General features: G+C 58.1%; 19 protein-coding genes, 1 tRNA gene and 1 pseudogene. 6 read left to right on the forward strand and 15 right to left on the reverse strand.

Annotation, left to right across the window (positions count from 1 at the left end):
- Positions 1–501: 501 nt before the first annotated feature.
- From ggt to J1777_RS08795, 4 genes are all read right to left on the reverse strand, one after another.
- A complete protein-coding gene (gene ggt, locus J1777_RS08780; RefSeq protein ID WP_207575380.1) occupies positions 502–2277 on the reverse strand; it encodes a gamma-glutamyltransferase in 1776 nt (591 codons plus the stop codon).
- Positions 2278–2287: 10 nt separating this feature from the next.
- Positions 2288–3649: an amino-acid N-acetyltransferase gene (argA, locus tag J1777_RS08785; protein WP_207575413.1), complete on the reverse strand. Its 1362-nt coding sequence runs from the start codon at positions 3647–3649 to the stop codon at positions 2288–2290.
- 108 nt (positions 3650–3757) lie between these two features.
- On the reverse strand, positions 3758–4966 hold the full coding sequence (locus tag J1777_RS08790) for an MFS transporter (RefSeq protein WP_207575381.1): 1209 nt from the start codon (positions 4964–4966) through the stop codon (positions 3758–3760).
- Positions 4967–5264: 298 nt separating this feature from the next.
- On the reverse strand, positions 5265–6419 hold the full coding sequence (locus J1777_RS08795; protein ID WP_242700467.1) for a metallophosphoesterase: 1155 nt from the start codon (positions 6417–6419) through the stop codon (positions 5265–5267).
- 311 nt (positions 6420–6730) lie between these two features.
- On the opposite strand from J1777_RS08795, the gene rng reads away from it, so the two are divergent.
- Positions 6731–8218, forward strand: coding sequence for a ribonuclease G (rng, locus tag J1777_RS08800; RefSeq protein ID WP_207575382.1), 1488 nt, complete (start codon positions 6731–6733; stop codon positions 8216–8218).
- 152 nt (positions 8219–8370) lie between these two features.
- Here rng and J1777_RS08805 read toward each other — a convergent pair whose 3' ends face one another.
- Positions 8371–11265: an aconitate hydratase gene (locus tag J1777_RS08805; RefSeq protein WP_207575383.1), complete on the reverse strand. Its 2895-nt coding sequence runs from the start codon at positions 11263–11265 to the stop codon at positions 8371–8373.
- 238 nt (positions 11266–11503) lie between these two features.
- Here J1777_RS08805 and J1777_RS08810 point away from each other — a divergent pair, with 238 nt between their 5' ends.
- The 5 genes and pseudogenes from J1777_RS08810 to J1777_RS08830 all read left to right on the forward strand — a co-directional run bounded on the left by J1777_RS08810 (position 11504) and on the right by J1777_RS08830 (position 16207).
- Positions 11504–12442: a DMT family transporter gene (locus J1777_RS08810; RefSeq protein WP_207575384.1), complete on the forward strand. Its 939-nt coding sequence runs from the start codon at positions 11504–11506 to the stop codon at positions 12440–12442.
- A gap of 75 nt (positions 12443–12517) precedes the next feature.
- A complete protein-coding gene (locus J1777_RS08815; RefSeq protein ID WP_207575385.1) occupies positions 12518–13396 on the forward strand; it encodes a sulfurtransferase in 879 nt (292 codons plus the stop codon).
- Between the two features lie 460 nt (positions 13397–13856).
- A complete protein-coding gene (gene flhD / locus J1777_RS08820) occupies positions 13857–14183 on the forward strand; it encodes a flagellar transcriptional regulator FlhD (RefSeq protein ID WP_207575386.1) in 327 nt (108 codons plus the stop codon).
- A 33-nt stretch (positions 14184–14216) separates the two neighbouring features.
- The gene (gene flhC / locus J1777_RS08825; protein ID WP_207575387.1) at positions 14217–14786 is read left to right on the forward strand and encodes a flagellar transcriptional regulator FlhC; all 570 of its coding nucleotides are present in this window, start codon (positions 14217–14219) and stop codon (positions 14784–14786) included.
- Between the two features lie 270 nt (positions 14787–15056).
- A pseudogene (locus J1777_RS08830) lies at positions 15057–16207 on the forward strand (IS3 family transposase).
- 183 nt (positions 16208–16390) lie between these two features.
- Here the strand turns inward: J1777_RS08830 and J1777_RS08835 are convergent.
- From J1777_RS08835 to J1777_RS08880, 10 genes are all read right to left on the reverse strand, one after another.
- Positions 16391–16467, reverse strand: a tRNA-Pro gene (locus J1777_RS08835).
- A gap of 38 nt (positions 16468–16505) precedes the next feature.
- Positions 16506–19334, reverse strand: coding sequence for an EAL domain-containing protein (locus tag J1777_RS08840; protein WP_242700468.1), 2829 nt, complete (start codon positions 19332–19334; stop codon positions 16506–16508).
- A 133-nt stretch (positions 19335–19467) separates the two neighbouring features.
- Entirely contained in the window at positions 19468–19716 is a 249-nt protein-coding gene (infA, locus tag J1777_RS08845) for a translation initiation factor IF-1 (RefSeq protein WP_207575388.1), read from the reverse strand.
- 190 nt (positions 19717–19906) lie between these two features.
- Positions 19907–20332: a hypothetical protein gene (locus tag J1777_RS08850; protein WP_207575389.1), complete on the reverse strand. Its 426-nt coding sequence runs from the start codon at positions 20330–20332 to the stop codon at positions 19907–19909.
- 73 nt (positions 20333–20405) lie between these two features.
- Entirely contained in the window at positions 20406–21023 is a 618-nt protein-coding gene (locus tag J1777_RS08855; RefSeq protein WP_207575390.1) for a pseudouridine synthase, read from the reverse strand.
- The gene (locus tag J1777_RS08860) at positions 21024–21518 is read right to left on the reverse strand and encodes a disulfide bond formation protein B (RefSeq protein WP_242700469.1); all 495 of its coding nucleotides are present in this window, start codon (positions 21516–21518) and stop codon (positions 21024–21026) included.
- Between the two features lie 66 nt (positions 21519–21584).
- Entirely contained in the window at positions 21585–22700 is a 1116-nt protein-coding gene (locus J1777_RS08865; protein ID WP_207575391.1) for a sulfate/molybdate ABC transporter ATP-binding protein, read from the reverse strand.
- Positions 22701–22761: 61 nt separating this feature from the next.
- On the reverse strand, positions 22762–23685 hold the full coding sequence (cysW, locus tag J1777_RS08870) for a sulfate ABC transporter permease subunit CysW (protein ID WP_207575392.1): 924 nt from the start codon (positions 23683–23685) through the stop codon (positions 22762–22764).
- The gene (cysT, locus tag J1777_RS08875; protein WP_207575393.1) at positions 23682–24551 is read right to left on the reverse strand and encodes a sulfate ABC transporter permease subunit CysT; all 870 of its coding nucleotides are present in this window, start codon (positions 24549–24551) and stop codon (positions 23682–23684) included. Before cysT ends, cysW begins: the two co-directional genes overlap by 4 nt.
- 47 nt (positions 24552–24598) lie before the next feature.
- Positions 24599–25600: a sulfate ABC transporter substrate-binding protein gene (locus J1777_RS08880; RefSeq protein ID WP_207575394.1), complete on the reverse strand. Its 1002-nt coding sequence runs from the start codon at positions 25598–25600 to the stop codon at positions 24599–24601.
- Between the last annotated feature and the right edge of the window lie 187 nt (positions 25601–25787).

Consider the following 25787-nt stretch of genomic DNA (forward strand, 5'->3'; position numbering starts at 1 on the left):
CGCTGAAAATGCGCTCGCCTCGGGAGTTCAGGAGGCAGCGGGCTGCACAAGTGCGCCAGGAACCGGCGATGGACCAGGCGCTTTATTGCGACTAGGACGGGGACGGGAATACGGGGACAACATCAGGTGCTGGCCTGGTGGTGCTTCTTTTAAAAGAGCTGTTTGCGCTGATATTTATTGATGTTTTATGGTTTTAATGCTTTAAAGCTTATGTTTGTTGGCGGTAACAGCTTTGTTTTTTGATTTTTGGGGCTGCTGGCCGGGTTTCGCCCCGGCAGGCGACTAACTTTCTTGCGCGCGCAAGAAAGTCAGCAAAGAAAGCGTGCTGCGCAGCTTGGGCACCGCAGAACTCGCTACGCGCCCGTTGGGCGCTGCGCTCGGACAACTGCGGTGAGTCAGACGGGAGGCGACTTGCCTGTTAGTGGGGCTGCGCTCTGACGGTGAGGTTGGGGTAACGAAAGCCGCCTCGCTTGCTGCGCAGCTTCGGTTGTCGGTGGTGGCTCAGTAGCCCAGGGTGAGCCCGTCGGGGTTGCGCGGGTCGGAGTAGCCCCACAGCGCCTGGCCTTGCACTTGAATGGTTTGGGTGCGGCCCATGGCGGGTTTGACGACCACGTTCTGGCCCTTTTGGCGCAGCAGGTGCAGCGTGTCGGGCGAGAAGCCTTTTTCCACGCGCAGCTCGTCGGGCATCCACTGGTGGTGAAAGCGCACGGTGGCGGCGGCCTCGGCCGGGTTCATGCCAAAGTCGATGCCATTGACGATTTGCTGCAGCACGGTGGTGATGATGCGCGCGCCGCCGGGGCTGCCGGTGACCAGCCAGGGCTGCTGGTCTTTGAGCACCAGGGTGGGCGTCATGGACGACAGCGGGCGTTTGCCGGGCGCCACGGCGTTGGCAGCGCCGCCGACCAGGCCGTAGGCGTTGGGCACGCCAGGTTTGGCGGAGAAATCATCCATTTCGTTGTTCAGCAAAATGCCGGTGCCTGCGGCCACGATGCCACTGCCAAAGTTGGTGTTCAGCGTGTAGGTCACGGCCACCATGTTGCCCGCCTGGTCCACCACCGAGTAGTGGGTGGTTTGGTCGCTCTCAAAGGGCAGCGGCTGGCCGGGCTTGATCGTCTGGGCGCTGCGGGCACTGTCCGGGCGAATCTGCTGCGCTAGCGTATCGGCGTATTTTTTCGAGGTCAGACCGGCCAGTGGGACGCTGACAAAGGCCGGATCGCCCAGGTACTCGGCGCGGTCGGCGTAGGCCAGTTTCATCGCTTCGGCCATGTGGTGAACGGTTTGGGCGCTGTTGGGCCCCCAGTCCCTGAGCGGCCAGCGCTCCAAAATATTCAGCATTTGCACCAGGTGGGCACCGCCGGAGGAGGGCGGCGGCATGGTCACGATCTGGTAGCCCCGGTAGCTGCCACGCACCGGTTCGCGCTCTACCACCCGGTAGCTGCGCAGGTCGTGCAGGGTCATGGGGCTGCCGTGCCGGGCCATTTCGGCAGCGATTTTCTGGGCGATCTCACCTTCGTAGAACGCCTTGGCCCCGTTCTGGGCGATCAGGCGCAGCGAATGCGCCAAGTCTTTTTGCACCAGCCGCTCGCCCGCGCGCAGCGGAGCGCCGTTTTTCCAGAAGATGGCCTGGGTGGCGGGCCAGCGACCCATGGTGGTTTGGGCCCGTTCCAGCGCTTGGGCCAAGGTGGTGCTGACCGGGTAGCCCTGTTCGGCCAAATCAATGGCCGGTTGCAGCACATGCGCCAGCGGCAGCGTGCCCCATTGCTGCAGGGCGTGGGTCAGGCCCGCCACGGTGCCGGGCACGCCAACGGCATGGTGGGTGTAGAGCGATTTGCCGTCGATCACCTGGCCTTGGGCATCCAGGTACATGGTGCGCTGGGCGCTGGCCGGGGCGGTTTCGCGAAAATCCAGCGCCACGCTTTGGCCGCTGGCCGCCTCATGCACCAGCATGAAGCCGCCGCCGCCAATGTTGCCCGCGTTGGGCAGGGCCACGGCCAGGGCAAAGCCAACGGCCACGGCGGCATCTACGGCGTTGCCACCGCTCTGGAGCACCTCTAGGCCAATGCGCGTGGCCAGGGCCTGCTCGGTGGCGACCATGCCATTTTTTGCCACCACGGGGTGGAACACGTCCATGCCCGCGTCGTAGGCTGCGGCGGCCTGGGCCGTGGCTGGGGTGGGGGGCAGCAGCGCTGCCGAGGGCGGCCGGGGCGCCGTGCTGCAGGCCGTCAGCAGGGCCAGCGCCAGAGCGCAAAGCGTGCGGGAGGGGGTGGACGGGCGCATACAACTCCTGTTATTTCAAATTTTTCACCAGCACCTGGCTTTTGCGGCTCCAGTTGTACTTGGCCTTGCGCTCTTGCGGCAGCCAATCGGGGCTGACCGGTTCAAAGCCGCGCTTGATGAACCAGTGCATGGTGCGGGTGGTCAGCACAAACAGCGTTTTCGCCCCCTGGGCGCGGGCGCGTTGCTCGATGCGCTTGAGCAGCTTTTCCCCATCGCCCGTGCCCTGGCTTTTGGGGGAGACGGTGACGGCGGCCATTTCAGCGGTCATTTCGCCGTCCGCCCCGTGGGGGTAAAGGTGCAGGGCGGCGCAGCCAAAGATCACCCCGTCGTGCTCGATGACGGTGTAGTTGGCAATGTCTTGCTCGATTTCGGTGCGGTCGCGCTTGACCAGGGTGCCGTCGTTCTCAAAGGGCTCGATCAGCTGGATGATGCTGCCCACGTCGTCAATGGTGGCCTCGCGCAGCTCTTCAAGCTTTTCATCAATCACCATGGTGCCGATGCCGTCGTGGACGTAAATCTCTAGCAGCAGGGCACCATCAACGGCAAAGGGCAGGATGTGGCTGCGCTCTACGCCATGCTCGCAGGCCCGCACGCAATGGCGCAGGTAAAAGCTGGTGTCGGTGGGCTTTTCCGCAGGGGGCAGTTGCGCCAGCATGCGCCGCGCGGTGGCCAGGGAAATTTCGGTATCAATCGGGTTGTCGTCGCTGATGGGCAGCAGCGGGTCGGTGGCAACGCCGGGCACTTCGGTCAGAAAAATCAGCTTGTGCGCTTGCAGCTCGCTGGCCACGCGGGTGGCTACCTCCTCCATCGACAGGTTGAAGGCTTCGCCCGTGGGCGAAAAACCAAAGGGCGAGATCAGCGCCATGGCATCCGACTCCAACGCCCGGCGGATGCCTTCAACATCGACCTTGCGCACCAGCCCGGTGTGCTGAAAATCCACCCCATCGACGATGCCCACCGGACGGGCGGTCAAAAAGTTGCCCGACATGACCCGCACCCGCGCCCCGGCCATGGGGGTGTTGGGCAGCCCTTGGCTAAAGGCAGCTTCGATTTCGTAGCGCAGTTGGCCGGCAGCCTCTTGGGCGCAATCCAGGGCGATGCTGTCGGTAATGCGCATGCCGGCGGCGTACTGCGGCTCGTGGTTTTTCAGGCGCAGTTGTTCGTTCACCTGTGGGCGAAAACCGTGTACCAGCACAATTTTTACGCCCATGGCCTGGATCATGGCCAGGTCTTGCACGATGGCTTGCAGCTTGCCCGCAGCAATGGCTTCGCCGGTGATGCCGACGACAAAAGTTTGCTGGCGAAACTTATGGATGTAGGGTGCCACCGAGCGAAACCAGGGCACAAAGGTGAAATTAAAGACGGTAGACATGGAGGAGGGCATGATGGCTGCCAAGTGTAGCGACCTGCGCTGCCCCCCTTGTTGCCTGAATAAAAAAAACAGTCAAATAGTGCTTTGACGCTTACTGGTAAAGCGCGTCTAGCTCTTTATTTTGCGTGCTTGCCAGGCCATGATGGCCAGCACGATCACCACCAGGGGCTGCATGCCGATGTTGATGCCGCTCCAGCCCACGCTGTGCAGCAATTGCCCTGAGCCAAACGAGGCTATGGCCACCGTGCCAAACACCAAAAAGTCATTCAACGCCTGCACCTTGGTGCGCTCGGCCGGGGTGTAGCAGGCGGTGAGCATGGCCGTGGCCCCAATGAAGCCAAAATTCCACCCCACGCCCAGCAAAATCAGCGAGCCCCAAAACTCCGACAGCCCTTCGCCCATCAGCGCCAGCAGGCCCGAGGCGGCAATCATCACCAAGCCCAAGGCGGTGATTTTGCGCTGGCCAAAGCGGCCAATCAGCCGCCCGGTAAAAAAGCTGGGGCCAAACATGGCCAGCACATGCCACTGGATGCCCAGGGCAGCCTCGCCCACGCTGTGCCCGCAGCCCACCATGGCCATGGGGGCGGCGGTCATCAAAAAAGCCATCAACCCATAGCTGATCACGCCTGCGGCGGCGGCCTCGATGAATTGCGGCGTGGCGGCAATCGCTTTTAACGGTCGGGCCGTGCCGACAATGGCTTGCTTTTGCGGCGCGGGCAGGCGCAAAAGCAGCAAGATGGGCAACGCCAGCGCTGCCAATGCCGCCTGGCTGTAAAAGCTGCCGGCAAAAGGTGTGGCTGGCAGGGCATCGCGCGTCCAGATCACCACCTGGGGGCCGATGATGGCGGCAATTAAGCCCCCAACCATGATGCGCGAGATGGCCTTGGCCTGCAGGTGGGGCGCGCCCACCGCATCCGCAGCGGCAAAGCGGTAACTTTGCACACAGGCGGCGTAAAACCCGGCCAAGGCGGTGCCAATGCAAAAGGTCACAAAGTCCGACTGTGCAATGCCCTGCGCAGCGATGATGCCCGAGACCACGCCCAGCACCGCCCCCAGCACATAGGCCCAGCGCCGCCCCAGCCGCTGCATGAGCCAAGCGGCCGGCAAAGTGGACAGCGCCAAGCCCAGTTGGTAGATGCTGACGGGCAAGGTGGTGGCCGTTGGGTTGCTCGAAAGCTGCTGCCCCACCAAGCCCCCCAAAGAAATGATGATCGGGGGCGATGCCCCACCCAACGCCTGCGCGGCGACCAGCAAGCTCAGGTTGCGGGCTTGAAAGGACGAGGGGGTAGCGGTGGTGGAGGGCGTTGGGGAGACCATAGATCAAATTGCAAATTATTTAACTATTTAATTATATAGTTAAATAAGTTTTCCTTGCCCGATGGCCATCACCCGGGCGCTAGGGAGCATCCCAGCCGCGCGTTCGGAGCTTGTCGCTTTTAACTTGTACAGAGCCTTAGAACGTGTTCATGATCTCGAATGAAGGTGTGGGGACGCGGTTCGGGATGGGTTGCGAGGCGCAAACCACAGCAATAGCTTGGCTATTGCGAGGATTTGCAACGACGCAGACCGCCCGAAGCCGCGCCCACACACCCATGAGGAGATCGTGAACACGTTCTTACTGCGTGCTGCGCAAAACCAGCACATCAATCGCTGCAGGCACCCCCAGCCGCTGGGTAAAACCGGCCCACAATCCTGCGCCGTTGCTGACGAACAAGGTCATATCCCCCACGGTGTAACGACCTCGGACAAACCCCTTGTTAAACGGGGCAACCACCCATTGGTCAAACCCACGAATGTGCCCCCCATGGGTATGGCCTGCAATGTGCAAATGCACGCTGTGCTGGGCGGCGTACTCACGCGCCATTTTGGGCTGGTGGCCCAGCAAAATATGAAACTGCGCTTGCTGCGCCTGGGCCTGCTGCGCCACGCTCACGATATCGGGGGGGACACCACCACCATTGTTGTGGCTTTGGGCATACGCCGGGTCGCCCACGCCAGAAAGCGTTAAGCGCTTGCCACGCACCTGCACCGTATGGGCCTGATTGACCAAATAGGGCAGACCCAATTGCCCAAACACCTTGGCCCAGTCGTCAAAGCCGCTGTAGTACTCGTGGTTGCCGGGGGCGACCCAAACGCCATGCGGTGCATACAAATCGGCCAACGGGGCAATGTTTTGCGCTTGGGTGGCCACATCGCCATCCACCAAGTCCCCGGGCAAGACGATGAGATCGGGCTTGGCCGCATTGGTGCGCTCGACCACCTCGCGCACATAAAACGCGTTGTTGATGGGGCTGGCGTGCAAATCGGCAATCACCGCAATGCGCAAGCCATCGAGTTCGCGCGGCAGTTTGGCCAGGGGCAGCTCTTGCTCACGCACTGCGGGCACCCGCAGGCCCTGAATGGCCCCATGGCCGCAGACCAGCAGCATGGCGCTCATCACAATCAAGGTGTAGTGCGGCTGCCAAAGGATTTTGGCCACCCCGGGGTAGCGCAACATCTTGCCCAGCACAGCCACCGTATCGCGCAGCACCGCCACGGCCCAGGCACCGGCGATGCTGGCAAACAACCAACCAGCGGGTACTTGCAAATAAGCAATGGCGGTATAGCTCACTGTTGTGTTGCGAATGGCCCAAATGAGCATCGCAGGCAAAGCCCCCAAAATGGCGGTGGCGATGACGGCGATGGCGTAATATTTTTTCCCCGTGCGCAGCAGCGGGTGCCATAGCCACAGTGCTGCCAGCAAGGCAAGCGGGGCGAGAAAAATCAGCATGAATAGGCAGTGGTCCGTCGTGTGCTTGGCTTTGTAAGATCAAAGCGTGCGTTGTAAGATTTTTTTAAAAAAAGCGGCGACAAATCTGCGGGGGAGTGTAGAGAAGATTTCTTTCAAAACAATTTATAACGGGTGTAATCGGTGTAATTACTTGTAATTGCTTGAAAATAATCCGCAAAAATAGGATAGGCAATTAATTCCTTAGATCACGTAACAGCACGCGAGCCATCCCGGTCGCGTGCTTTATTGTTTGCACACTGCAATAGCCTGGCTGGCGCAATTAGACTCGGGCGAACTCATTAATAAAATTTATGCAACAACAAGACATCCTCATCAACTGGGCTCCCCAGGAAACCCGCGTCGCCATCGTGGAAAGCGGCGCGGTGCAAGAGCTGCACATGGAGCGCACTCTGGAGCGCGGCCTGGTCGGCAACATCTACCTGGGCAAGGTGGCGCGGGTTCTGCCGGGGATGCAATCGGCGTTTATTGATATTGGCCTGGAGCGGGCCGCCTTTTTGCATGTGGCCGATGTCTGGCACCGCCAAGAGGGCGGCGAAGCGCCCATGTTCGCCCGCGAAGCGCCCGAGCCAATTGAGCGCCAAGTGTTTGAAGGCCAGCCCATCATGGTGCAGGTGATTAAAGACCCCATTGGCAGCAAGGGGGCGCGGCTCTCGACTCAGATCAGCATTGCCGGGCGGTTGCTGGTGTTTTTGCCCCAAGATGACCACATTGGTGTGTCCCAAAAAATCCCGGCCCCAGAGCGCGATGCTTTGCGCAAACGGGTGCAAGCTTTGGCCGAAAGCAGCTGTGCCCAAACGCCTTGCGGAGGGTTTATCTTGCGCACCAATGGCGAAGATGCCCAGGATGATGAATTGGCCGAGGACATCGCCTACCTGCGCAAAGCCTGGGCACAAATCAAGGCCAGTGCCCAGCGCTTGCCGCCGCTATCGCTTCTGTACCAAGATTTAAACCTGCTGCAGCGTGTACTGCGTGACATGGTCGGCGAGCACACCAACAGCATCCGCATTGATTCGCGCGAGCAATTCGATCATTTGCTGGCATTTGGCCAAGAATTTATGCCGGCTGCGGCAGCAAAACTGCAGCTCTACAAGGGCGAACGCCCCATTTTTGACCTGTACTCGATTGACCAAGAAATCACCAAAGCCCTGGGCAAACGCGTTGATCTGAAGTCGGGCGGTTACCTCATCATTGACCAGACCGAGGCACTGACCACTGTGGACGTGAACACCGGCGGCTTTGTCGGTGCCCGCAATTTTGACGACACCATCTTCAAAACCAATTTGGAAGCCGCGCAGGCCATCGCCCGGCAGCTGCGGCTGCGCAATCTGGGCGGCATCATCATCGTGGACTTTATTGACATGAGCCGCGACGATCACCGCACCCAGGTATTGGCGGAATTTAAAAAGCAGTTGGCCCGCGATCGTGTGAAAACCATGGCGGGCAATTTCTCGCACCTCGGGCTGGTGGAGATGACACGCAAGCGCACGCGTGAATCTTTGGCACATTTGCTGTGCGAGGCCTGCCCAACCTGCCAAGGCAAGGGCAGCGTTAAAACCATACGCACTGTGTGCTATGAAATTCTGCGCGAAATTCTGCGCGAATCGCGCCAGTTCAACCCCAAAGAGTTTCGCATCGTCGCCCATGCCGATGTAATTGATCTGCTCCTGGAAGAAGAAAGCCAGCATCTGGCGGGCCTGATCGACTTCATTGGCAAACCCATTTCCCTGCAGGCTGAAGTCGGCTTGGGTCAAGAGCAGTACGACATTGTTTTGTTGTGAGTAGGGCAAAACAGGGCCATTACTCATTACTATCCCCATCCGCTTTTTTTGTTGCGCTTCGCTGTTTTCTTGTATGCCAGCCTGACTGACGTGAACGCCAACAAAAAAGGCGGCCTCAAGAGGTCGCCTTTTTGTATGCAGGGGTTGTGGGGCTAATCGGCCAACAACTGGCGCAGCACAAATGGCAGGATGCCGCCGTGGCGGTAGTACTGCACTTCGATGGGGGTGTCGATGCGCAGTTTCACGCTCAGTGGCTGCTGCGTGCCATCGGCGCGGTGGATGATGAGCTGGGCCAGACTTTGCGGGGCCAGGTCGGCCTGGGGGATGACATCGACGCGTTCGTTGCCTTGCAGGTTCAGGCTTTCCCAGCTGTCGCCGGGTAGAAACTGCAGGGGCAGCACGCCCATGCCAACGAGGTTGGAGCGGTGAATGCGCTCAAAACTCTTGGCAATCACCGCCTGAATGCCCAGCAGCTGCGTGCCCTTGGCGGCCCAATCGCGGCTGGAGCCGGTGCCGTATTCCTCGCCCGCAAAAATCACCGTGGGCGTGCCGGCCGCCTGGTAGAGCATGGCGGCATCGTAGATGGGCATTTTTTCGCTTTTGATGCCGCCCTTGCCATCGCCGCTGTAGTACAGCGTCACGCCGCCTTCCTCGCGCGATCCGCCTGCTAGCGGGGGAATCATCAGGTTTTTAATGCGCACGTTGGCAAAGGTGCCGCGCATCATCACCTCGTGGTTGCCCCGGCGCGAGCCGTAGCTGTTGAAATCGGCTTTGGCTACGCCGTGCGCTTTGAGCCATTGGCCTGCGGGCGAGCTTTCCTTGATGGCCCCAGCGGGAGAGATGTGGTCAGTGGTGATCGAGTCGCCAAACAGCGCCATGATGCGGGCACTGCGAATGGGCTGTGCGGGCGAGGTGGTGTCCGGCGTGAGGGTGAAATCGTCAAAAAACGGCGGCTGCGCAATATAGGTGCTGGTGGGCCAATCGTAAGTGTCGCCGGTGACACCCGTGATGGCTTCCCACAGAGCGCCAGGTTCGGTCTTGACCTTGGCGTAGTTGGCGCGGAAGGCCTCGCCCTGCATGGCGCTGGCGACCAGGGCCTGCACCTCTTGGTTGCTGGGCCAGATGTCGCGCAGGTACACCGGCTGCCCATCTTTGCCAATGCCCAGCGGATCTTTTTGCAGATCAAGGCGCACCGTGCCGGCAATGGCGTAGGCCACCACCAACGGCGGGCTCATGAGAAAGTTGGCCTTGATGTTGGGGTGAATCCGTGCCTCGAAATTGCGGTTGCCCGACAACACCGAGGCGCACACCAGGTTGTTGCGGGTAATCACATCGTTCAGCTCAGGCGTTAAATCGCCCGCATTGCCAATGCAGGTGGTGCAGCCGTAACCGGCCAGGGCAAAGCCGAGTTTTTCCAGCGCAGGCAGCAAGCCGGTCTCGGTCAAATACTGGGTGACGACGCGCGAGCCGGGGGCCAGCGAAGTCTTGATGTGCGGCTGCACCGTCAGGCCTGCTGCCACCGCCTTTTGCGCCAGCAACCCGGCGGCCAGCAGCACGCTGGGGTTGCTGGTGTTGGTGCAGCTGGTGATGGCGGCAATGAGTACATCGCCATCGGCAATGCCCTGGCTGGCGGCCTGAGAGCCGTCGATTTCGCACGCCGAAGGCTTGTGCTCAGCGCTGTGGGCGCTGCTGAGGGTAGGGCGGTTGCTGTCCATTTCGACCACGGAGCGCGGGGCACCCAGGTCGGCGCTGGCGCTGTTGTCTGCTGGGCCGCCTGCGCCGCATTCGATGGGAAAGCGCTGGCCCAGCCGTGCTGCGGGCAGGTTAAAGCCGTTGTCGGCCATCGGGGCGCTAAAGAGTTGGTCGAATTGGCGGGCCACGTTCTCCAGCGCAATGCGGTCTTGCGGGCGTTTGGGGCCGGCCACGCTGGGGTGGACAGTGGACAAATCCAGCGTCACCACGCGCGAGTAGTTCAGCTCGCCCGCCTGGGGCACGCCAAACAGGCCCTGGGCGCGGAAGTAGGCTTCAAAGTCGGCAATGGCCTGCGCACTGCGGCCTGTGCCCCGGAAGTAGTCCAGGGTTTTGTCATCGACCGGGAAAAAGCCCATGGTGGCACCGTATTCCGGCGACATATTGCCGATGGTGGCGCGGTCGGGCACCGACAGGCTGGCCGTGCCCGCGCCAAAGAATTCGACGAACTGGCCGACGACCTTTTCCTGGCGCAGGCGCTCGGTAATGGTCAGCACCAGGTCGGTGGCCGTCACGCCCTCGCGCAGTTGGCCGGTCAGCTCAAAGCCGACCACATCCGGGGTGAGGATGTACACCGGCTGGCCCAGCATGGCCGCTTCGGCCTCGATGCCGCCCACGCCCCAGCCGACCACGCCGATGCCGTTGATCATGGTGGTGTGGCTGTCGGTTCCGACCAGAGAGTCGGGGTAGCAGATGCCGTCTTTGGTCTGGTGGATGCCGGGGGCCAGGTACTCCAAATTCACCTGGTGGACGATGCCAAAGCCCGGCGGCACCACGCCAAAGGTGTCAAAGGCCTGCATGCCCCATTTCATGAACTGGTAGCGCTCGTGGTTGCGCTGAAATTCGAGCTGCATGTTCTGCTCCAGCGCCTGCGGGGTGCCGTAGTGGTCCACCATGATCGAGTGATCGACCACCAGATCGACCGGCACCAGCGGCTCAACCGCCTGGGGCGCTTTGCCCAGTTGCTGGGCAGCGGCCCGCATGGCGGCCAAATCCACCAGCAAGGGCACGCCGGTGAAGTCTTGCAGCACGACGCGGGCGACGACAAAGGGAATTTCCTCGGTGCGCTCGGCCTGGGGCTGCCAGTTGGCCAGCTGGGCAACGTGCTCGGGCAGCACCTTGGCCCCATCACAGTGGCGCAGCACGGCTTCGAGCACGATGCGCAGCGACACCGGCAACCGCGCCACGTTGGGAAACTGTTTGGCCAGCTCGGGCAGGGAATACAGCTGGCCCTGGCGACCTTGGCCCAAGGCCAGCGGCTGGAGGGTGGCAGCAAATGCGTGGGGAGTGTGGGACATGGTCGAAATCCTTTCTGAGGGGCGTTGGAAAGAAATGGGCCAGGCCATTGTGCCCCTTGCTATCCATAGCACCCCTATTGAAAAACCATTGACCCAGTGCCAGCAATAAAAACCAGGGAGTTTTACGATTGACGGCATCTCAATAAGCCGATATAGCGTTTTCAAAGGGCTATGAACTATCTTTTAAAGAGCTGCTTGCGCTTATTAAATAACATTTAATTAAATATTTAACCCAACTATGCAAGCTTTATGGATGGTGGCAGCTGCTTTTTTATTTGCCACTATGGGCGTGTTTGTGAAATACGCCAGTGCCTCGTTCACCACGGCCGAGGTGGTTTTTTACCGGGGCATCATCGGCATGGCCATTGTGTGGTGGCTGGCCCGCCGCCAAGGCATTGGCTTGGCCACCCGCCACCCGGTGATGCATGGCTGGCGCTCACTGGTGGGGGTGCTGGCCATGTCGGGCTGGTTTTATGCCGTCACCAAAATGCCGCTGGCCACGGGCATGACGTTTAACTACATGAGCAGCCTATGGATCGCCTCGTTTTTGGTGGCCGGCGCGCTGTGGACGTGGCGGCCCGGTTATGCCGGGCCACGGCGCTCGCTCAATATTGCGTTGTTGGGGGCCATCGTGCTCGGGTTTGTCGGCGTGCTGCTCATGCTGCGGCCCAATATCGCCCAGCCCCACGGGCTGGCGGGGGTGATCGGTTTGTCCTCGGGCGTTTTGACGGCCATGGCGTACATGCAGGTGTCCGCCCTGGCGCGGGCGGGCGAGCCAGAATCGCGCACAGTGTTTTATTTTTGCCTGGGCTGTGCCGTGGGTGGCGGTGCCGTCATGCTGGGGTGGGGCGTGTCACCGTGGCCCGGGCTGGGCCCAAGCTTGCTGCTCTTGCCCGTGGGCATCTTGGCCGCAGGCGGGCAACTGTGCATGACGCGGGCGTACTCATTGGCGCAAACCCCTCGGGCCACCTTGGTTGTGGCCAACTTGCAGTACACCGGGCTGATTTTTGCCAGCCTCTACAGCCTAGTCTGGTTTGATGATGCCATCCCCTGGCAGGGCTGGGCCGGCATGGCGTTGGTCGCCACCAGCGGCATTGCCGCCACGGTGCTGCGCACCCGCGAGAAAGCGCTTGCAACCCCAGCGGCGGTTCCTGCCAGCGTAGTCGCAGGGCGTTAAAACGGGGGGCACAATCAGCAGCGTTCGTACCCTTTCGCGCCATCCCATGCGCAAACCCACACCGAAAGCTTGTTGATGACCTCTGCCCCTTCTTTCCCCCTGTTGATTTCTGCCGTCCAACTGCAAAGCCTGCAGGCCAGCGGTCGGCCGTTGATGGTGTTCGATTGCAGCTTTGATCTGGCCCAGCCCAGCGCTGGCATGGCCCAATACCAAGAGGCCCATATCCCCGGTGCCCTCTATGCCGATCTGGACAAGCACCTCAGTGCCCGCCCCGGTGACCCCGCCGCCAGCGGGGGCCGCCACCCCCTGCCCAGCCGCGAAGCGTTTGCGGCGTGGCTGCGCTCCGTCGGCTTTAACAACGCCATGCAAGCCGTGGTGTACGACCGCCAGGGGGTGAACTACTGTGGCCGCCTGTGGTGGATGCTGAAATGGGCCGGGCACGAGGCCGTGGCCGTGCTCGATGGGGGCTTGCCCGTGTGGCAAGCCGCTGGCGGTGCCGTGCAAAGCGGTAGCAGCCCGGTGCCCACAGCGCCCGGCGACTTTGCCTTGCAAACGCCGCTGCGCCGCCTGGTCAGCGTCGATACCGTGCAAGCGCAGCTAGGCAGCGCGGCCCAAACCATTGTGGATGCCCGCGCCCCCGCGCGTTTTCGCGGTGAAGTAGAGCCGCTGGACCCCGTGGCAGGCCACATCCCCGGTGCGCTGAACCGCCCGTTCAGCGACAACATTGCGCTGGATGCCCGCTTCAAGCCCGCCGAGTTGCTCAAAGCCGAGTTCGATGCGCTGCTTGCCGGGCGCGATCCGGCCAGCGTGGTGCACCAGTGCGGCAGCGGGGTCAGCGCCGTGCCCAATCTGATTGCCATGGAAGTGGCCGGCTTTGCCCCCACCGCCTTGTTTGCCGGCAGCTGGAGCCAATGGTGCAGTGACCCCAGCCGCCCGTGTGCCCAAGGAGCCTGAAAAGGGCTGTGAGGGCAGGGCAGGCGCAAAGGACCGCAGTCGGCAAGAGTGGGGCGTAAGCGCCCCGCTTTTTCCCCGACAAACTTTGACCACCTGGGCGATGATGCGCAGCGTGCTAACAATAGATTTAAAACTGATAGCAAGGCCCGCAGTAAAAGGGCAAGGCTGGGGGCGAAAGCACTGTTTATTCCAGCCTTTCAGCGTTAGCAGCTACGGTTACAGTAGCACTACAAAATAAAACAGCAGCAGGCAGTGGCGCTTGCTCTTTGTAAGAAAAAATCTGACACGCCACCTTCTCCGCATCTGACAAACCCCCTTCCGCATTTCTGACAGGCGGTATGGGCCAGCGCCGACTTAAGTTATCCCCCCTGTTTGGCCACAATTGCTTCCAACAACAGCGCGGAACCAATACCGCACCACAGGCAGGCCGACCTGCCATTTTTTCAAGACAGGAAGCACCATGACCAACGAACAAATCCTTGCCGAGATTCGCGAAGCCAACCTCACCTACCTGATGCTGGCGCAAAACCTGATTCGCCAGGACAAGGCCGAAGCCATCTTCCGCCTGGGCCTGAGTGAAGAAGCCTGCGATTTGCTGGTGACCCTGTCGGCAGGTCAGGTGCTGAAATTGGCCTCACGCAACACCTTGCTGTGCAGCTTCCGCGCTGACGATGAAATGGTCTGGAGCTTGCTGACCAACCACAGCAGCAACAAAAACACCAACGACGCTTTGAACACCCTGCACGCCAACATCGTCATGGCAGGCCGTGTTTCCGAAGTTTTGTAAGCCCCCTTGCACCATTTCCCGAAGGAGTCCGCCATGTCTGCCACCACAGCCAGCGCAAATGCCAGCACCAGCGCCAAAAGCGTGCTCAATGAATCGCGCCAGATTGAGCGCGCCGCCATGCTCATCGAAATGGGGGCCCGCATGCAGGTGTTGGAATCGGAAACCAGCTTGTCGTATGAGCGTTTGATCCGCCTGTACAAAGAAATCGCGGGCAAATCCCCCTCCAAGGGCCAACTGCCGTTTTCTACCGACTGGTTCTTGACCTGGCAGGAAAACATCCACAGCTCGCTGTTCCTGAATATTTACGAATACCTCTCCAAAGGCGTAGATGCCGATGCGATTGAGGTACTCACCAAAGCCTACCGCCTGTATAACGAACAGGTGCAGGCGCTGGACTTGGAGCCCCTGCTGTCCTTTACCCGCGCCTGGCGCTTGGTGAAATTTGTCGATGCACAAATGCTCACCCGCACCCAGTGCAGCAAGTGCACCGGCATGTTTGTCAGCGAAATGTATGAAAACGCCAAACACTACGAATGCGGCCTGTGCAATCCACCCGCACGTGCTGGCAAAAGCAAGGCCGCTGGCTCGCTAGCGCTGCACTAATACGGCCACCGCTGATTTTTTGTTTACCCTTCTTGATGCCCGGCTTTGCCGGGCTTTTTTTATCGTTGCGAAGGATGCCAGCATGGTTTGTGCAAGCAACTTGGAGTTTTGTTGTTGCTACACTTTTAAAAATACAATGTGCATTATGTCAAATGTAGAAAAAGGCAAAGAATCACGCACAAATGCAGCGCTCAGAAAGCAAAGACCTGAATCGCCCAGGGTTTTGTAGACAGTTGAGAGCCTCCTATTTCCTGTCCAATAGGAGCCCGTATGAGCAGTCAACGTTACCCCGAAGAATTCAAGACCGAGGCGGTCAAACAAATCCTTGACCACGGCCACAGCGTGGCCGATGTCTCCAACCGCCTGGGCGTAAGCACCCACAGCCTGTACAAATGGGTGCGTGAACGCCAAATGCCGCTGGCAGCACGCACCCAGCAACTGAGCCAAAGCGATGAACTGCGCCGCCTGAAGGCCGAGCTCAAACGGGTCACCGAGGAGCGTGACATCCTAAAAAAAGCGGCGGCGTACTTCGCGCGGCAGTCCCGCTGAAGTACGCATTCATCGCTCAGCACCAAGCTCTGTACAGCGTGCGACGCATGTGCCGTGCTTTGCGGCTGCACCCCAGCGGGTACTACGCTTGGAAGTCGCAGCCGCAAAGTGCCCGCACCCAGGACGACCGCAGGTTACTGGGCTTGCTCAAGCACGCCTAGCTGGAAAGCGGTGGGGTGTACGGTTACCGCAAACTCACCCTGGACATGCGTGAGCTGGGCGAGCAGTGCAGCAAACACCGGGTGGCCAAGCTGCTCAAGCAAGAAAGCTTGCAGGCCCAGCGGGGTTACCGCAGGCGCTCGAGCTCCCGAGGCGGCCAGCCTGCTGTGGTCGCACCCAATGTGCTGGAGCAGCAGTTCTCGGTGGAAATGCCCAACCAGGCGTGGGTGACGGACATCACCTACATCCGCACTCACGAAGGCTGGCTGTACCTGTCGGTGGTTATTGACCTGTTCTCGCGTCAGGTGGTGGGTTGGTCCATGGGCAACCGCATCGACACCCAATTGGCTTTGGATGCCTTGCTGATGGCCGTCTGGCGGCGCAGGCCCAGCAAAACGGTGCTGGTTCATTCCGACCAGGGCTGCCAATTCACTAGCCATGAATGGCAAGACTTCCTCAAGAGCCACAAACTGCAGCCCAGCATGAGCCGACGGGGCAACTGCCATGACAACGCTGTCGCAGAGAGTTTCTTCCAGTTGCTCAAACGTGAGCGCATCCGCCGTAAAACCTATGCCACCCGGCAAGCTGCCCGCAGCGATGTCTTCAACTACATCGAAATGTTCTATAACCCCAGACGTCGTCATTCCAGTGCTGACGGCCTGCCGCCTGCCGAGTTTGAGCGGCGTCACTTCCTGAGGCTCCAAGGTGTCTAGGAAATCCTGGGCGATTCAGTGTGATCTGGGCTGCTCAACAACTGGGCAGTCACTTTATTCAGAGCAAAAGTGCCGACTATATATGGCACAAAAAGCTATCAAAGCTGTAGCAGTCCGTTAGACAATTGCAAATCCGTTAGACAAAAGGGTTTGCACCAAAACGATGCAAACCCTTGATTTTATTGGTCGGAGCGGCGGGATTCGAACTCGCGACCCTCTGCTCCCAAAGCAGATGCGCTACCAGGCTGCGCTACGCTCCGACTAAGCTAGTATTCTAACCACTTTTTAAGCTACTTTTTTAAATTTTTAAATTTTCTTGTACCAGTCGCTGCGTCATCTCGGCGGCAGTGATGGGTTTGCAGTACCAATAACCTTGCCCAAAATCGCAACCTGCTTCCAGCAAGATGCTGTGCTGCTCTTGGGTCTCCACCCCTTCTGCAACCACTTGGATGCCCAGCTGGTGCGCCATGACGATGATGGCTTGGCACAAGGCAACATCTTCTGAAGCACGGTGCAAGTTGCATACAAAACTGCGGTCAATTTTGATGTAATTAATATCAAAACGTTTTAAATACGACAGCGAAGAATAGCCCGTTCCAAAATCATCAAGCGCCAGTTCAATACCTGCAGTTTGCAAGGTGTTGATGTTTTCATCACTAATTTTGTCGGATTCGAGTAGCATGCGCTCGGTAATTTCTATGACCAAGGCTTGGCTTGGAATTTTAAGTTGTGCAAGTTTTTCCAACCACTGCTTGCAATCTAAATCGGTGCTTAATAATTGAACCGGTGAGACGTTCACACTAATTGAAAAATCGGACTTATATTGAGTACGCCATACAGCCAATTGCTGCATCGCTTCATTAAAAATCCAATTTCCCAAAGGAACGATCATCCCGGACTCTTCAGCCAGAGGAATAAAATCCCCGGGATTGACCCGGCCTCGCAAAGGTTGATCCCAGCGGATCAAAGCCTCTGCCTTGACTATTTTCCCTGTCTGCATTGCCACAATGGGTTGGTAATAAAGCAAAAACTCTTTTTTGTCCAAACCTTTTTGCAAATCACGTAGCAGCATACGACGACTTTGTGCTTCTTGCTCCATCTCAATATCAAATACGGCAAATTGATTACGTCCTTTATCTTTTGCTGCGTACATCGCCAAATCCGCATGTTTGAGCAAAGTCCGCCCATCTTGCCCGTCTTCAGGATAAAAAGTAATTCCAGCACTGACAGAAATATTAACAATATTATTGGTTAAGTTGTAAGGCTTAGAAATATTTTCTAAAACTTTTTTGCAGATAGAAAATATATCTTCCCTGCTCTTTGTATTGTGTAATATCAAAACAAACTCATCACCGCCGAGGCGAGCAACCAAGTCTGTGCTGCGAACACAGGATTGCAGTCGGGAAGCCACTTGGCGAAGCAGCTCGTCACCCTCATCATGCCCAAAGGTGTCATTGACTTCTTTAAAAAAGTCTAAATCCAAAAACACCAAAGCAAATATTTTTTGCTCACGTCGAGAAAATTCAATTGTACTCAGTAAACTTTCCTGGAACATTTGGCGATTAGGCAGCTGGGTTAAATTATCAAAATGGGCCTGTCGCCAAATAACAGCCTCCCGCTGTCGTAATTTTGTTACATCGGTAAAAAGTCCAATATGGCTATTAATAGAGCCATCGGTGTTGAAGGAAGTGGTAATTGTGAGGCGCTCAATGTATTCTTCACCATTTTTTCGGATATTGTAAATATCTCCAGACCATGTGCCCGATTTTTTCAAAGCATCCCACATAGTTTTGTAAAAATCACGGTCATGCCGCCCTGAACTGATAATATTTAGTCGGCGACCAATAATTTCATCTGCACGGTAGCCCGTGATAGTGGTAAAGGCAGGGTTAATGTCCAGCACCACACCATTAGGGTCCGTCACGACCATGGCTTCGCTGGTGTGCTGATAGACAAGGGCTGCGCGGCGCATGGAGTCTTCGGTGCGCTTGCGGGCACTAATATCAATCAGCATGCCAATGATAGCGGGCTGCCCTTGGTACATCATGGATGTACCGAAAATTTCAACGTCAAATGTTGTTCCATTTGCGTGAGCTGCTATGGTTTCATAGCGCGTAGAATGCGCACGCCCTTCGAGACGATCAAGAATCTTGGCCCGTACCAGAACGCCGCTTTTGGGTGCAAACATGCGTACTGCCTCGAAATTGCTGGTGAGGTCTTCTTTCGAGTAGCCGAGCATTGTTGCCAGCTGATCATTGGCATAAATTAACTTCATTTCAGAAGAAATCATATAAATGCCAGCCACATCATTTTCAGCCAGACCATTGAACATGGCCTGCATTTGCGCTACTGCGCTGCGTTCGGTAGCGATATCGAGCAATAATTTTTCGATTTGTTCTGCGGCCTGATTTAATACTGCGGCCAATTGTCCCAGCTCATCGCTGGCAGTTATTTTATTTCGTATGCTGTAGTTACCTACGATCATTTCTGCACATTGGGCAGAAATTTCTTGCACAGGGCGCAAAACCCGCAATTGAATTATAAAAAATCCAATCAATAAGACAAAAATATCGATTCCAAACAGCAAAAAACTAGCCCATAAAGCACGCTGTTGAACTTGGCCAGAAAATTCAACTAATTGATTCAGTAAATTCTCAGAATGTGCCCATAAATCATCGCTGGCGGCCATGATTTCCAGTACTTGGATGCGTGAAAGGTTGTTTTGTGCGTGAATGGTGGCGTGGGCGGCATTGACGACCGTCTGGAAATGCTGCCAAGCGTGGTGCAATTGATCCAAAGTGGGGGTAAATAGCGGATCAACCGGGCGCACTGCCAAGCCATAGGCTATACCCCCCTGGCGCAAGGCGGTATAAGACTCCGTAAAACTTGCGTAGCGCTCCTGCACTTCGGGCCAATTGCCCCCTTGGGCGAGATTCTCGGCCAATGCCTCTAACGCAATGCGCTGGCTGAGCATGCGCATTTTTCCAGCCAAGTTCACCGTAGCGCCAATGTCATCAAATCGGCGCAGCATGGCTTGCAGGGTCACAACGTTGCCCAGCGCTAACAAGGCAACCAACACCACTACCAAAATGGTTTTTTGCTTGAGCGTGCGCGGCCACAAAGACATAGCTTGATTCATCCAACAAAAGTTCGGCTGCAGTGTAATCGTTTGCAACTAAAAAATACTTTTTTTGTCTTTTTCAGACATAAAAAAACCCCAACTGAAGTTGAGGTTTGCGCATTGGAAATGCAAAAAGGTTTTACCGTGGCGATGGGCCTGGGCCACGACCTGCCAAGTGGCGGAAAGTAATGCGGCCTTTAGAAAGGTCATAAGGCGACATTTCAAGAGAAACTTTGTCGCCGGCCAGAATGCGAATATGGTGTTTGCGCATTTTTCCACCGGTGTAGGCGATCAACTGGTGGCCATTTTCCAAGGTGACGCGAAAGCGCGAGTCAGGCAGCACCTCGGTGACTTGCCCTTGCATTTCAATCAATTCTTCTTTTGCCATGTGCAATCTCTTTAATCAGGAATAGCTGCCTTGACTGAGAACCTTGCGCATAGCAGTTGCTCAAGATGAGCATTGCAAGCAAGCGGCTGGTGTCTGCCAGCGCCATCATCAGAAAGGCCAAGTACTACAAGCACGAAAACCGTAGATTATAACCTTGTTCCTGATTTGTGCTGTGCCTAAGCCACAAGGTTTACTTGCCGCACTGCCCTTGCTGGCACACGGTAGTGCGTTCGGCCACGCGCTTGCGGTAGTTTTGTCCCGGTTGCCCAAAGCGGCCCAGTTGTTCGCAAACATCACCACTGGCATCAAAGGCATAGCCTTGTTGGCCATCAACTGCCAGCAGCTCAACCTTGCCCAAGTTCCACGCCGCAAAGCGGGCCGGGTCGCGCCATTGCTCAGAGCACAAACCGTGCATGACGAAATTGTTGTAATCCAATTCAGAAATAGTGGCTTTTTTGCTGCGCAGGTGCAGCACGCCTTGGGCATCCATCTCAGCGGCCAGCAAACCATTGCCTTGCAGAGGGCGCTCTAGGCTTGGCGGCAGGTTTTTCACCACCAACTCTGCGGAAGCAAGCGTACAAATACCAGCCAGTAAACAGGCCAAGCGTTTTTTCATAGGGTCCCCAACCGGCTAAAAAAGAAGAACAGAAGCCGCGCATTGTGCGCGGAAAACCAGGGGTTTCTACTATTTATCGACGTTGTTTGGGGTTTTTGGGGCGGCTGCAAGTGGGCTTGCTGCCTGTGTCTGGCTGCCATGCAATGTCGGCCCGGGCAATTTCCCGCCATTGGCCCGGTAGCAAGCCGGCCAAGCTGAGATTCGCCAGGCTTTGCCGGACTAGGCGCAAGGTGGGGTGGCCAATGGCGGCCGTCATTTTGCGCACTTGGCGGTTTTTCCCCTCCACCAGGGTAATTTCCAGCCAGACATCCTGCACCGTTTTACGCACCCGCACGGGGGGCGTGCGCGGCGGCACTTCGGGCTGGGGGGCCAAAATTTTGGCCTCGCAGGGCCGGGTTTGGTAGTCCTCGATGCGCAGGCCGCTGCGCAGGCGTTGCAAGGCGGCTTCGTCGGGAACGCGCTCGACCAAGGCCCAATAGGTTTTGGGCTTGGCGTTGCGCGGGTTGAGCAATTGCTCAATCAGCGGGCCGTCATCGGTTAAAAGCAGCAGCCCTTCGGAGTCTTTGTCTAGTCGCCCTGCGGGGTAGATGCCGCTGGGCAGGTCAAACTCGGCCAGGCTGCGGGCACCGTCCTCGGGGGTGAATTGCGAGAGCACCCCGTATGGCTTGTGAAACAGTACGTAGCGCGGCATTTAGCGGCTGGGGCGCACAAGCAAAACGGCCAAAACAATGGCAAAGGCACCAAACCACAGGAAAGACCAATTGGCAATGCTGCCGCCTAAAAATGTCCAATCGACGGCCGAGCAGTCGCCCGAGCCGCGAAAGAGCATGGGCAGCGCACGGCTAAAGGAATAGTTTTCGACGATGCCGTAAAAATCGCGGCCGCAGGTGGAAAACTCGGGCGGATTCCACTGCAGCCAGCTTTGGCGGGCGGCTGTAAAGGCGCCAAAACCGGCCAGCAGCAAGGCCAGAGCGGCCCATATTTTTTGCCATGTTTTTTGCGGCCTTAGGCTTGCCAGTCCTGTGGTGATAGCTACACCAACCAGAGCGTACCGCTGCACGATGCACATCGGGCAGGGGTCCAGCCCCACCGCGTGTTGCAGGTACAAACCAAAAGCCAGCATGGCCACACAGGCGGCGCTCATCAAGGCCAAGCTGCGGCGCGGTGCCGCAAAAATCCATTGCATAAAAATCCTTTAACGAATGCCTGAAAAATGGGACGCGACAGGCCTTCGTTAAACGCTGCGCCTGCCTTAAATTCCGGCCCCCTGATCGACAAACACTTTGGCGCGGCGTGGCGTGACCAGCAAGGTTTCCCCTTCGCGCAGCCCCAGGGTGTGAAACTCGTGGGCCGAGATGTGTGCCTCGATTAATTTTTCAGAGGCGTGATTGTGGGCCACTTCGGGTGCCTGCTGGGCAATAAGTTCCAGCCGTGCCACCGGGCCGACCACAATGGCGCGGTCCAGTTGCGCCAGCAAGCCCCCGGCCACACGGGTGACCCCTGCGGCGGGGCGGCTGACATCGAGCTCGTGCGGGCGGATATACGCCCAGGCCTGGGCATCGTTGGCCCCTTGCGCCTCGGTGCTGGCCAGCTCCAGGCCGGTGGCAAATTTCACGCTGCCATCGTGGGCGCGGCCTTGGAACAGATTGACATCGCCCAAAAAACCATAGACAAAGGGGCTGGCCGGGTTGTCCCAAACCTCTTGCGGGGTGCCGACTTGTTCGATTTTGCCCTGGTTGATGACGACCACGCGGTCGGCCACTTCCAGCGCTTCTTCTTGGTCGTGGGTGACAAAGATGCTGGTCACATGCAGCTCATCGTGCAGGCGGCGCAGCCAGCGGCGCAGCTCTTTGCGCACCTTGGCATCCAGAGCGCCAAAGGGTTCATCCAACAGCAGCACCTGCGGCTGCACGGCCAGGGCGCGGGCCAAGGCGATGCGCTGGCGCTGGCCGCCCGACAGTTGGGCCGGAAAGCGCTCGGCCACCCAGTCCAGCTGCACCAGCGAGAGCAGCTCCAGCACCCGGGCGCGGATTTGCGCCTCGCTGGGGCGCTCTTTTTTGGGCTTCATGCGCAGGCCAAAGGCGACGTTGTCAAACACGGTCATGTGCTTGAACAGGGCGTAGTGCTGAAACACAAAACCCACGCCGCGCTCGCGCACGTGGACGCCGGTGGTGTCCTGCCCGGCAAAGTGGATGCTGCCGCTGTCCGGCGCTTCCAGCCCGGCGATGATGCGCAGCAGCGTGGTCTTGCCGCAGCCCGACGGCCCCAGCAAAGCCACCAGTTCGCCTGAGGCGATGTTCAAATTGACATTGCGCAGGGCGTGAAAATTGCCAAAGCGTTTGTCGATGTTGCGTACTTCAATGCTCATTTTTAATAGCTCTTACCGCTTTGTTTTCAATATATTGAGATAGTTTTCTACCTGAAAGCTTTTAAACACTTGCGGTAGCTGCTGCACTAATAGTAGGCCGCTCGGCGGGCAATTCGGCGATGGCTTTCATCTGTTGCTCGGCTTTCCACTCCGCCACGGTTTTGATCGCCAAGGTCACCAGGGCCAACAAGGCCAGCAGCGAGGCGGCGGCAAAGGCGGCCACGGACTGGTATTCGTTGTAGAGAATTTCCACGTGCAGCGGGATGGTGTTGGTCTGCCCCCGGATGTGGCCGCTGACCACTGACACCGCGCCAAACTCGCCCATCGCCCGGGCGTTGCACAGAATCACGCCATAGACCAGGCCCCATTTGATATTGGGCAGCGTGACATACCAAAAAGTCTGCCAGCCATTGGCCCCCAGCACCACGGCGGCTTGCTCCTCGTCAGTGCCCTGGGCTTGCATCAGCGGAATCAGCTCCCGCGCAATAAAGGGGAAGGTGACAAACACCGTGGCCAGCACAATGCCGGGCACCGCAAAAATGATTTTGATGTCGTGCGCGGCCAGCCAGCTGCCAAACCAGCCATTGGCACCAAACACCAGCACGTACATCAGGCCGGCGACCACCGGCGAGATGGAAAACGGCAGGTCAATCAAGGTGATGAGAAAGGCCTTGCCCGGAAACTCAAACTTAGCCACACACCAGGCTGCGGCCACGCCAAACACCAGGTTCAGCGGCACAGCAATCACGGCGGTGAGCAAGGTCAGCTTAATGGCCGACCAAGCATCGGGGTCCGTCAGGCCCTCAACATAGGCATCCCAGCCTTGGCGCAAGGCTTCGGTAAACACGGCGGCCAGCGGCAGCACCAAAAACAGCAGCAAAAACGCCAGGGCCAGGCCAATCAGCAGGTTGCGCAGCCAGGTGGCCTCGGTGGTGCCCGCCTGGGCACGGCGCAGGGCGCGGGTATCAGTGGTGGGGGAACTCATGCTTGCATCCCTGCGTGGCGGCGCTGCCAGGCTTGTAAAAGGTTGATCACCAGCAGCATGATGAAAGAGATCACCAGCATCACCACCGCCACCGCAGTGGCCCCGGCCACGTCGTATTGTTCGAGCTTGCCGATGATGATCAGCGGGGTAATTTCAGACACCATGGGCATGTTGCCGGCGATAAAAATCACCGAGCCGTATTCGCCCAGCGCCCGGGCAAAGGCCATGGCAAAGCCGGTGAGCAGGGCCGGGATGATGCTGGGCAAAATCACCAGCCGAAAAATCTGCCAGCGGTTGGCCCCCAGGCTGGTGGCGGCCTCTTCCAGCTCTTTTTCAAAATCTTGCAGCACCGGTTGCACCGTGCGCACGACAAAAGGCAGGCCAATAAAAATCAGCGCAATCACAATGCCGCCGGGCTGAAAGGCCAGCTCAATGCCCAAGGGCTCCAGGTACTGGCCGACCCAGCCGTTACCGGCCAACAGCGCCGTCAGCGAAATCCCAGCGACGGCGGTGGGCAGGGCAAAAGGCAAATCCACCAGCGCATCCACCAGCTTTTTGCCAACAAAGTCATAGCGCACCAACACCCAGGCAATCAGCAGGCCAAACACCAAGTTCACACTGGCGGCCAACAGCGAAGCGCCCAGCGAGAGTTTGTAGGCCGCCAGCACGCGCGGGGCGGTGGTGGCCTGAACGAAGTCGGCCCAGCTCATGGTGAAGGTCTTGGCCAGCAGTGCCAGCAGCGGAATCAACACAATGATGCTCAGGTAAAACAGGGTGTAGCCCAAGCTCAGGCCAAAACCGGGCAGCACCCGGCCGGGGCCTTTGCGGGGGGAGCGCGGCGGGGCACCGAGCACAATCGAAGTCATGGCAAGCCTTTATGCGTGCGTTTGAATGCTGGGTTGCTGCGCGGGCTTTACTTGCCGACTTGGTAGAGCTTGTCGAACTGGCCGCCGTCGTTAAAGTGCACTTTTTGCGCTTCGGCCAAAGAGCCAAAGTATTTGCTCACGGCAAATTGCGCAATGGGCTTGAACTGGTCTTGGTGCTTGGCCAAGATGGCTTCCGAACGGGGGCGCAGCGCATGCTTGGCGGCAATTTCTTGCGCTTCATCGGAGTACAGATAGTCCAAATACGTTTTGGCCAAGGCGCTGGAGCCTTTTTTGGCTGCCGTGCGCTGCACGATGGCCACGGGGTTTTCAGTGCTGATGCTTGTCGATGGGTACACCGAATCGACTTTGCCTTTGCCAAATTCACGCTCAACCGAAACCACTTCGGATTCAAACGTAATCAGCACATCGCCAATATTGCGCTGCAAGAAAGTGGCCGTGGCATCGCGCCCGCCCTTGGCCAGCACGGGGACGTTTTTGTACAGCTTGCCAACAAACTCTGCCGCTTGCGCATCGGTGCCGCCTTTTTCACGCACGCTGCCCCAGGCACCCAAATACGCGTAACGGCCATTGCCCCCGGTTTTGGGATTGACGACGATGACTTTCACATCGGGGCGAATCAAATCGTCCCAGTCCTTGATGTTTTTTGGGTTGCCTTTGCGCACCAAGAACAGCATGGTCGAGGTGGTGGGCGAGGCTGCGTGCGGAAATTGGGTCGCCCAGTCTTTGGCTACCACGCCGTTGTCGGCCAAAAATTGCACATCCGTGGTGGTGTTGAAGGTCACCACGTCGGCCTCTAAGCCATCATTGACCGCACGCGCTTGGGCGCTGGAGCCAGCGTGCGACTGGTCAATCTTCACGTCTTTGCCGGTGGTTTTTTTGTAGTGGGCCACGAACGCGGCGTTGTAGTCTTTGTAGAACTCACGGGCCACGTCGTACGAGACGTTCAGTAGCTTGTCTTGCGCCAAAGCGGTGCCGCCCAGGGCCAGGGCAGTGGCAACAACAATCGATTTCACAGTGGTGGAGAACATGGCAGGCATCCCTGATGGTGTTATGAAGAATGCCGTGATTGTGCGAATGTGCTCTTAAAACTCAAAACAATATATATTTTTTTGTTTATTTCAAATCGATCTAAAGGATTGGTGAAAAGACAAAAACCATGCACAGCCGTGTCCGCAGCCCATGGCGCATCCCTAGGTAGAATCCCGCGCTTTTGCA

This window comes from Comamonas denitrificans, from assembly GCF_017368815.1.
GTDB classification, from domain to species: domain Bacteria; phylum Pseudomonadota; class Gammaproteobacteria; order Burkholderiales; family Burkholderiaceae_C; genus Comamonas; species Comamonas denitrificans.

Coding starts and splice junctions, on each gene's coding strand:
- argA (WP_207575413.1), bottom strand. CDS start 3,649: ATGTCTACCGTCTTTAATTTCACCTTTGTGCCCTGGTTTCGCTCGGTG.
- J1777_RS08805 (WP_207575383.1), bottom strand. CDS start 11,265: ATGTCCCACACTCCCCACGCATTTGCTGCCACCCTCCAGCCGCTGGCC.
- J1777_RS08810 (WP_207575384.1), top strand. CDS start 11,504: ATGCAAGCTTTATGGATGGTGGCAGCTGCTTTTTTATTTGCCACTATG.
- J1777_RS08790 (WP_207575381.1), bottom strand. CDS start 4,966: ATGGTCTCCCCAACGCCCTCCACCACCGCTACCCCCTCGTCCTTTCAA.
- J1777_RS08850 (WP_207575389.1), bottom strand. CDS start 20,332: ATGAAAAAACGCTTGGCCTGTTTACTGGCTGGTATTTGTACGCTTGCT.
- J1777_RS08815 (WP_207575385.1), top strand. CDS start 12,518: ATGACCTCTGCCCCTTCTTTCCCCCTGTTGATTTCTGCCGTCCAACTG.
- J1777_RS08855 (WP_207575390.1), bottom strand. CDS start 21,023: ATGCCGCGCTACGTACTGTTTCACAAGCCATACGGGGTGCTCTCGCAA.
- cysT (WP_207575393.1), bottom strand. CDS start 24,551: ATGACTTCGATTGTGCTCGGTGCCCCGCCGCGCTCCCCCCGCAAAGGC.
- J1777_RS08865 (WP_207575391.1), bottom strand. CDS start 22,700: ATGAGCATTGAAGTACGCAACATCGACAAACGCTTTGGCAATTTTCAC.
- J1777_RS08860 (WP_242700469.1), bottom strand. CDS start 21,518: ATGCAATGGATTTTTGCGGCACCGCGCCGCAGCTTGGCCTTGATGAGC.
- J1777_RS08880 (WP_207575394.1), bottom strand. CDS start 25,600: ATGTTCTCCACCACTGTGAAATCGATTGTTGTTGCCACTGCCCTGGCC.
- flhC (WP_207575387.1), top strand. CDS start 14,217: ATGTCTGCCACCACAGCCAGCGCAAATGCCAGCACCAGCGCCAAAAGC.
- cysW (WP_207575392.1), bottom strand. CDS start 23,685: ATGAGTTCCCCCACCACTGATACCCGCGCCCTGCGCCGTGCCCAGGCG.
- infA (WP_207575388.1), bottom strand. CDS start 19,716: ATGGCAAAAGAAGAATTGATTGAAATGCAAGGGCAAGTCACCGAGGTG.
- ggt (WP_207575380.1), bottom strand. CDS start 2,277: ATGCGCCCGTCCACCCCCTCCCGCACGCTTTGCGCTCTGGCGCTGGCC.
- J1777_RS08795 (WP_242700467.1), bottom strand. CDS start 6,419: ATGCTGATTTTTCTCGCCCCGCTTGCCTTGCTGGCAGCACTGTGGCTA.
- flhD (WP_207575386.1), top strand. CDS start 13,857: ATGACCAACGAACAAATCCTTGCCGAGATTCGCGAAGCCAACCTCACC.
- rng (WP_207575382.1), top strand. CDS start 6,731: ATGCAACAACAAGACATCCTCATCAACTGGGCTCCCCAGGAAACCCGC.
- J1777_RS08840 (WP_242700468.1), bottom strand. CDS start 19,334: ATGTCTTTGTGGCCGCGCACGCTCAAGCAAAAAACCATTTTGGTAGTG.